The organism is Microcystis sp. LEGE 00066 (assembly GCF_015207925.1).
Taxonomy (GTDB): domain Bacteria; phylum Cyanobacteriota; class Cyanobacteriia; order Cyanobacteriales; family Microcystaceae; genus Microcystis; species Microcystis ichthyoblabe_A.
In genome coordinates this window covers 22,570-29,625 of record NZ_JADEVX010000037.1, presented here as the reverse complement: position 1 = coordinate 29,625, position 7,056 = coordinate 22,570, and the positions used below count along the sequence as shown (strand labels likewise).

Here is a 7,056-nt window from a genome sequence, read left to right as displayed (position 1 = left end):
CTCCTGAATTCTGATAGTTAAAAACCAGCTAAAATAAGGATAAATTTAGTCAAGAAACCATGAAAATAGCGATTACTGGGGCGACAGGATTTGTGGGGAGTCGATTGGTGGTCAAACTCCTTGATCGCAGCGATGACATCCTAATTTTGACTCGCAATCCCGATAAAGCCCGAAGAATGTACCCAAAGTCAATCTATCCTAAGATAGAGATTATTCCCTATATCGCCACAGAATCGGGGGATTGGCAAAAAGAGATTTCTGGATGTGACGCGGTGATCAATCTAGCCGGAGAACCGATTTCGGAACGCTGGACCAGTGAAGTAAAACAGGCGATCGTCGCTAGTCGGCAAATCGGCACCGAGAAAATTGTCGAGGCGATCTCGCGTAGCGAGCGCGTTGCGACCGCACTTGCCGCCCAGAAACCGAAAGTTTTAATTAACTCCTCGGCGATCGGTTACTATGGAACCAGTGAAACCGCTAGTTTTGACGAAAATAGTCCTCCCGGTGGCGATTTTCTGGCGGATGTCTGTAAAAAGTGGGAAACAGCAGCCCAAAAAGTGAAAGATTACGGCACTCGTTTAGTCATTCTTCGCACGGGTATTGTTTTAGGCAATGGGGGTGCTTTAGGGAAAATGATCCCACCCTTCAAACTTTTTGCCGGCGGACCGATTGGCAGCGGTCGTCAGTGGTTTTCTTGGATTCATCGGGATGATTTAATTAATTTAATTATCTATTGTCTAGATCGCCCAGAAATTAGCGGCACGTTCAATGCTACTGCACCCAATCCCGTCCGCATGAAAGAATTCTGTCAGATATTAGGGGAAGTAATGAAGCGTCCTTCTTGGTTGCCAGTGCCGGATTTTGCCCTCGAAATTCTCTTGGGAGAAGGAGCAAAAATCGTCTTAGAAGGTCAAGAAGTGCTGCCAAAAGCCACCCAAGCGATCGGTTTTGACTATCGTTATCCTAATCTAGAAGCGGCCTTAGAGGAAATTGTCCCGAAAATGTAGAAAGCTGATATACTGAGGGCAAAAATTCCAGATATTACTAATCTATGAGCAATTCTTCCGAACCGACAGCAAATTATTGTTTTTGCACTTTAGCCCTAAGAGAAAAGTATCAAAAATTAACTAAAACTCTGGCTGAAGATTTAAAAAAATACGCCCCTGGGGGCAGTCTAGTGGTGGGAACTGATGCGCCTCAGTATTTTGATAATAGTCCCAATGTTATCGCTTTTAAACATACTCAAAAAGGGATTTTACATTGTTATAATGATAAACGCTTTGTTCTAGAAAAAAGTTTAAAGTTATTTCCGACAGCTATTTTTGTCGATGCGGATACAAGACTAATAGAATCATTACCGGACAATCTTGATTTTACTCCAGGTATCGTTGGTTATCATCAAAGTATGGTTGAGCATAATAAAAAATATCGTCCTCGAGATTTACCTAATTTAATTAGGGTTTCTGAAAAACTAGGAATTCCGAGTGAACAAGTAAATTGGATTGGAGAGTCTTTATTTATAGTCACTAGAGATGGAGGGAAAGAGCAAGAGTTTTTGCATTTTTGGGGGAAGATAGCACTCTATTTAGAAATGAAAGGAATGCACAGTGGCGAAGGCAGTATTATGGGACTAGCGGCAGCAAAAGTCGGGTGGACAGTAGATACCAGTGAAGCTTGGTTAATACTCAAAAACAAAAGCAATCATCTTGATGCCAGTTATCAACCTCCCATTAAAAAAGATTTTTGGCAACCTCTCCAAAAAAGACTAGGTTATCATTATCGTCTCAATTTAGCCCGACTGAATGCCCTAAAAAACTATGATTTTTACTATCGCTAATCTATTTTTCACTCCAGACGGGATGGGAAAATAAAGAGGCAGCCACTCTCACCCCACGCAGTTGATTTAACAGGGGTAAATGGCCGACGGGAGCGCTTAAATCCCAGATAAATTCCTGCGGGTATTTCGTCCAATTATTGCCATTTTTCCAGCCAATTTTCGGCCAGAGTTTCGGGAAATCTTGACCGACACCGAGCCATAATTTGCGCTGCACCGACCAACCGAATTTCCCTTCCGAATGAACTAACCAAAGATAATCAATAGTCTGAATATCCACACCGGGGAAAGCTTCCACTTCCGTAAAATAGACCCATTTCCTCTGTATTGCTCCTTCTCCTGCTAATTCACAGAGTTTTTGACGGGTGAGACTATCGGCAGTTTGAAAATCCTGTTTAGCCAATAGTTCCTGTAAAAGTCGATAATCGATACCTTTAGCACTGTCTAAGGGAACAATACCCGTGGGGAAATAATTAGCTAAAAATTCCTTGCTCTGAGTGCTATTATCTTGGTATAGCAATTGATAGGCCTTACCTGTCACCAGATTAACAGGAGTCGGGCGCCTGGCTAATAAAAAATCTCTCAACACAGTTAGTCCACCTTCTCCGGCCTCGGCTAATTGTGTCAGAATCTGTAATTGATTTTTCGGCGACTCGGTGGCTAATTGACTCATCTTACGGGTAATATCTTCGCTTTGTTCTTCTACTAACACGCCATTCTGGTCAGTCATATCATCACTTTTAAGACCACTCCTTCAATACTATTACCACTATTTCGGGGTGGCTGCTCGATTTTTTCCTGACAAAACAGGGATTTTTAGCACCGACATTCCGCACCTCTTCATATACTTTTACATATCTTTACATTTCCCAAGATATTTTGACGAAAAACCTTCATTGTAGAAACTACTATTGAGAACATTTTCAATAATTGATTTTTTCTGAGAAAAAAATTTATAATTCTTCACCCTGACAAAAATCCTTCATTGTGGCTATAATCCTTACTGGCAAAGAGTTGTAAGCAATATATTAGTAAAAATTATCAATTGAATGTTAAGAAGTGCGGACAGTAGGTACGCTCCTCGATCAAGATTGCTGTCGGCTCGATGGTTAGTGCTGCCCTTGGGTAATGGAAAAGAGACGGCGCTGACAGTGACAAATCCCAAGGATAGCAATCCCAAAGCGAGCGGACTGCTCCTTTCTGGTACGGCTGTCACCTCAGCAAAGGGAATGATAGTTTCAAACAGATACACGAGAGACGATCCCGATCCTTGCAAAGGAGAAAGATCAAGTCCTGGTTTAGATGAGCGACTAACCGCAGAAATTAAAGGGTTAACTGCAAGAGTCGCTGATCGGGAATTTACCAGTCGGGGGATTCTGATCAGCAAAAATAAATTCAGAACGATTTTGCGCCGTTTCAGCGATCACTAAAATTGTTAAGAATTGTACAACCCTCTTGTTATAAGGCTTTTTATGTCATGAAACCTTAAAATGAGAATTGCTGGATTCTGATAGCTTTGGTTGTTGCTATTTTAGGAGGAGCGGCCAAAATTTTTGGTTTTCTCCCCAATCCTTGACAGCGATCGCATAATGTTTGAGGAAATTAACGCCCAATTGAAACGGCTAAAAAATTAAACTACAAAGATCGAGTGTCTTTTCTGTCAATCTTCTTGAGGATATTTTTCCCAAAGATCTGTGATTTGGCGAAGACTTTGGAAGTTGCCATTACCGAGGATCAAATGATCTAGGAGAGGAATGGCTAGATAGGTAGCTCCCTGTAATAATTGTTCTGTGAGTAAAATATCGTCTTGACTAGGCACAAGTGACCCGGTGGGGTGATTATGGGCGATAATTAACTTAGTAGCTGATTGTTTCACTACTTCTCGAAAGATTTCTCGTGGATGTACCAGTGTTTCCGTGGCTGTGCCGATAGTAATCACCTTGAGTGCGATTAACTGATTTTTGACATCGAGTAAAATAACGGCGAAACGTTCCTGAGACTGATACATTAGTTCGTGGCCAAGGATAGCGGCAGCGGTATCGGGACTATCGATAACCATTTTTTCCGTCGGTCGTCGTTGAAAAGCTCGTTTTCCCAATTCGATCGCCGCTAGAATAGTAGTAGCCTTAGCCGGTCCAATGCCATGAATAGCGGTTAATTCTTGGGGCTGAATATCCCTCAAAACGTCCAAAGGATCCCGGCGATATTTACTCAATTCATTGAGAATATGCTGTCCTAAACCTACCGCCGAGAGTTTGCCTTTACCTTGACCTGTAGCCAGTAAAATCGCTAATAATTCGGCGTTGCTGAGGTTTTTCGCCCCGACACTGATTAAACGTTCCCTCGGTCTTTCACTGACGGGAATATCCGCAATTCTTAAGCTGTAGGTCATGGAAGTGGCAAGCTACCGCGATAAAATTCTATCATAATCGCAATTTTAGTCAGCGCCTAGAGGGATTTGGCCGGTAAATCAAGGGGAAAAACTCTCCTTACTGATAGCGAATTCCCGCATCTTCGAGGCGCTGTAAAGCTTCCCCTAATCGCGGGATATCGGCGATTAAACTGACGCGCACATAACCTTCCCCTCCCTCTCCAAAAGCATTACCTGGAGTAACGACGACACCGGTTTTTTGCAGGACGCTGAGGGCAAAATCCGTGGAAGTCATACCGACGCTACAGGGAACCCAGAGATACATTGTCGCCTTAGAGGGGGGAATATCCCAACCTAATTGCCCCAAACCTTTGATTAAAAAATCTCGTCGCTGCCGGTATCTTTCCTGTACTTGTTTGACGTACTCATCGGGCAGTTGTAGGGCGGTTTCGGCCGCTTTTTGGATGACGGAAAAGATGCCATAATCGAGATTAGTTTTCAGGGTGCGCAACCCTTGAATAATATCGGAATTGCCCACGACAAAACCGACGCGCCACCCAGCCATATTATAGGTTTTCGAGAGGGTATGAAATTCGACACTAATCTCTTTTGCCCCCGGAATTTCTAATAAACTGGTGGGCTGATAACCATCAAAACTCAATTCAGCATAACAGAGATCGTGGACGAGCATAATCTCATAGTGCTGGGCCCAAGCAACGATTTTTTCAAAAAATTCCAGGGGGGCAACGGCGGCGGTGGGGTTACTGGGATAGTTAAAATAGAGGATTTTCGCATGTTTAGCCACATCTTCGGGGATAGAATCGATATCTATCAGCCAATCCTGTTCCGCTTTTAAGATTATTGGGTATAGCGTCGCCCCAGCAATCAAAGGACCGCGAAAATGGGCGGGATAGGCGGGACTGGGAACTAAGACCACATCCCCGGGGTTAACATAAGCTAGGGCCAGGTGAGATAGGCCCTCTTTGGAACCGAGCAGGGGTAAAGCTTCGTTATCGGGATTGAGTTCCACACCATAAGAGCGATCATACCATTTAGCGATCGCTTCTCGGAAACTGGCGGTTCCTTCAAAGGGGGGATAACCGTGAAATTGGGGGGTTTCAAAAGCTTGAATGGCCGCTTCGATAACTGGACGCGGGGCAGGACCGTCCGGGTTGCCCATACCTAAATCGATTAAATCTAGTCCTTCTTTGCGGGCTAAGGCTTTTAATTCATCCAAGCGGGCGAAAACGTAGGGGGGTAAGGCACTTAATCGCTTGGCGCGGCTATTCGTCCAATTTACACTCATTACTTCTTGGCTTACTGATCGAGGTAATCTAACATTATGGCACGAGTGTATGGCTAATTCAGCAGTTAGTTATTAGCTTCTTTGTGCCTCAGTATGGCTGGAATTGCCCGACATCGGAGATGGAGAGGCAAACTAAGGTAATCTAACTAATAGAGGCCCAAAATTACTGATTAGCCCTAGCATTAACCCCATTCTTCGCCATTAGCGGCCGGTAAGTCCTGACTCCTCACTCCTCAATTCTTTTCTCAAATATGACTGCGATCGCTGCCCAGATAACTTCTATTTTACCCGCCGACACGACGGTTATTGCCTGGCCACAAGTGCCAAAAGAGGAACAAGAAAGATTATCAAGGGCAATTAGGGGCAAAAGTCCTGAAATTATAGTCTATCCCGCTAATACGGCCGCTTTAGCCTCTCTAGTGCGTTTTGCCAACGAAAATCGTCTGTCTTTACTGGCCTATGGTCAAGGCAGTAAATTAGATTGGGGTGGGTTAGTCGAGTCGCCCGATATTTTAGTCAGTACCCAAAATCTCAACCGGATTATTGACCATGCTAGGGGAGATTTAACTATAACCGTGGAATCTGGGCTTAAACTAGCGGATTTACAGGCTTTTTTAGCTCCTAGCGGTCAATTTATTCCTCTTGATCCCAGTTTCGCCCATAATGCCACGATTGGCGGTATTATGGCCACGGCCGACGCGGGAACATGGCGACAAAGATACGGTGGAGTCCGGGATCTGATCCTAGGATTCTCCTTTATCCGTCACGATGGGGAGATTGCTAAAGCGGGAGGGCGTGTGGTCAAAAATGTGGCGGGATACGACATGATGAAGCTATTTACGGGTTCCTACGGCACTTTAGGGATTATCGATCAAATTACCCTGCGACTCTATCCCGAAACTGCTAACTCAGAAACCCTGATCATCACTGGAAATAGCGAAAATATTAGCAAATTGAGTCAAGTTATTCGGCAATCGTCCTTAACTCCCACCGTGGCTGAATGTTTAAACCCAGGGATGACGCAAGCACTAGGATTAGAGCAAAAAGTCGCTTTACTGCTGCGTTTTCAAAGCATTCCCGAAAGTATTAGCAAACAATCGCAACAGGTGAGTTATTTAGGACAACAGTTAGATTGTCAGACCAATTATTATCGGGATGAGGCAGAAGTTTCTCTATGGCAAAGATACCGAAAAACACTCGATAATTATGACCAAGAGGGCAATTTTTTCGGCAAAATAGGATTATTACCCAGCAGTTTAGCTCTAGTTATCGACCAAATTAACGGACTAGCCTCGATTAATATTAGTAGCGGCGTGGGTAAAGTTATCTTAAAATCGGAGGAAAATCTTGACAAAATTCGCTCTTTATGCAGTGCCAATCAGGGTTATTTAACTGTGTTAACCGCACCTCCATCCCTAAAAGAAAAAATTGAACCTTGGGGTTATACAGGTAACGCGATTACTATGATGAAAACCCTGAAAACTAAATTCGATCCTCACGGTATTTTTAGTCCTGAACGCTTTCTTAACAAAATCTAATTAAAAA

7 protein-coding genes and 1 pseudogene are annotated in these 7,056 nt (G+C 43.7%); 5 read left to right on the top strand and 3 right to left on the bottom strand.

The features are described from left to right. Window positions 1-59: 59 nt before the first annotated feature. Both IQ224_RS07545 and IQ224_RS07540 read left to right on the top strand, forming a co-directional pair. Complete coding sequence (locus IQ224_RS07545) at window positions 60-1,007, top strand: TIGR01777 family oxidoreductase (protein WP_002741750.1); 948 nt, start codon at window positions 60-62, stop codon at window positions 1,005-1,007. A gap of 44 nt (window positions 1,008-1,051) precedes the next feature. Continuing rightward, window positions 1,052-1,837, top strand: coding sequence for a hypothetical protein (locus tag IQ224_RS07540; RefSeq protein ID WP_002741749.1), 786 nt, complete (start codon window positions 1,052-1,054; stop codon window positions 1,835-1,837). A 1-nt stretch (window position 1,838) separates the two neighbouring features. Here the strand turns inward: IQ224_RS07540 and IQ224_RS07535 are convergent, their stop codons facing one another. Continuing rightward, complete coding sequence (locus tag IQ224_RS07535) at window positions 1,839-2,564, bottom strand: GUN4 domain-containing protein (protein WP_002741747.1); 726 nt, start codon at window positions 2,562-2,564, stop codon at window positions 1,839-1,841. Window positions 2,565-2,883: 319 nt separating this feature from the next. On the opposite strand from IQ224_RS07535, the gene IQ224_RS07530 reads away from it, so the two are divergent. Together IQ224_RS07530 and IQ224_RS07525 are read left to right on the top strand one after the other, a co-directional pair. Continuing rightward, a complete protein-coding gene (locus IQ224_RS07530) occupies window positions 2,884-3,264 on the top strand; it encodes a hypothetical protein (RefSeq protein WP_051048451.1) in 381 nt (126 codons plus the stop codon). A gap of 65 nt (window positions 3,265-3,329) precedes the next feature. Continuing rightward, window positions 3,330-3,410, top strand: a pseudogene (locus tag IQ224_RS07525) (DUF4164 domain-containing protein); the annotation flags it as partial. Window positions 3,411-3,494: 84 nt separating this feature from the next. On the opposite strand, the gene radC reads toward IQ224_RS07525, so the two are convergent. Together radC and IQ224_RS07515 are read right to left on the bottom strand one after the other, a co-directional pair. Continuing rightward, on the bottom strand, window positions 3,495-4,226 hold the full coding sequence (radC, locus tag IQ224_RS07520; protein WP_002732646.1) for a DNA repair protein RadC: 732 nt from the start codon (window positions 4,224-4,226) through the stop codon (window positions 3,495-3,497). Window positions 4,227-4,323: 97 nt separating this feature from the next. Continuing rightward, window positions 4,324-5,511 carry an aspartate aminotransferase gene (locus IQ224_RS07515; RefSeq protein ID WP_194032790.1) on the bottom strand — a complete coding sequence of 396 codons (1,188 nt, stop codon included), beginning with the start codon at window positions 5,509-5,511 and terminating at the stop codon, window positions 4,324-4,326. 251 nt (window positions 5,512-5,762) lie between these two features. Here IQ224_RS07515 and IQ224_RS07510 point away from each other — a divergent pair, with 251 nt between their 5' ends. Next, window positions 5,763-7,049, top strand: coding sequence for an FAD-binding oxidoreductase (locus IQ224_RS07510; protein WP_194032789.1), 1,287 nt, complete (start codon window positions 5,763-5,765; stop codon window positions 7,047-7,049). Window positions 7,050-7,056: the final 7 nt, after the last annotated feature.

Excerpts from the sequence above, each read along its gene's own strand:
- IQ224_RS07545 (WP_002741750.1), top strand. The coding sequence starts at position 60 with ATGAAAATAGCGATTACTGGGGCGACAGGATTTGTGGGGAGTCGATTG.
- IQ224_RS07540 (WP_002741749.1), top strand. The coding sequence starts at position 1,052 with ATGAGCAATTCTTCCGAACCGACAGCAAATTATTGTTTTTGCACTTTA.
- IQ224_RS07535 (WP_002741747.1), bottom strand. The coding sequence starts at position 2,564 with ATGACTGACCAGAATGGCGTGTTAGTAGAAGAACAAAGCGAAGATATT.
- IQ224_RS07530 (WP_051048451.1), top strand. The coding sequence starts at position 2,884 with ATGTTAAGAAGTGCGGACAGTAGGTACGCTCCTCGATCAAGATTGCTG.
- radC (WP_002732646.1), bottom strand. The coding sequence starts at position 4,226 with ATGACCTACAGCTTAAGAATTGCGGATATTCCCGTCAGTGAAAGACCG.
- IQ224_RS07515 (WP_194032790.1), bottom strand. The coding sequence starts at position 5,511 with ATGAGTGTAAATTGGACGAATAGCCGCGCCAAGCGATTAAGTGCCTTA.
- IQ224_RS07510 (WP_194032789.1), top strand. The coding sequence starts at position 5,763 with ATGACTGCGATCGCTGCCCAGATAACTTCTATTTTACCCGCCGACACG.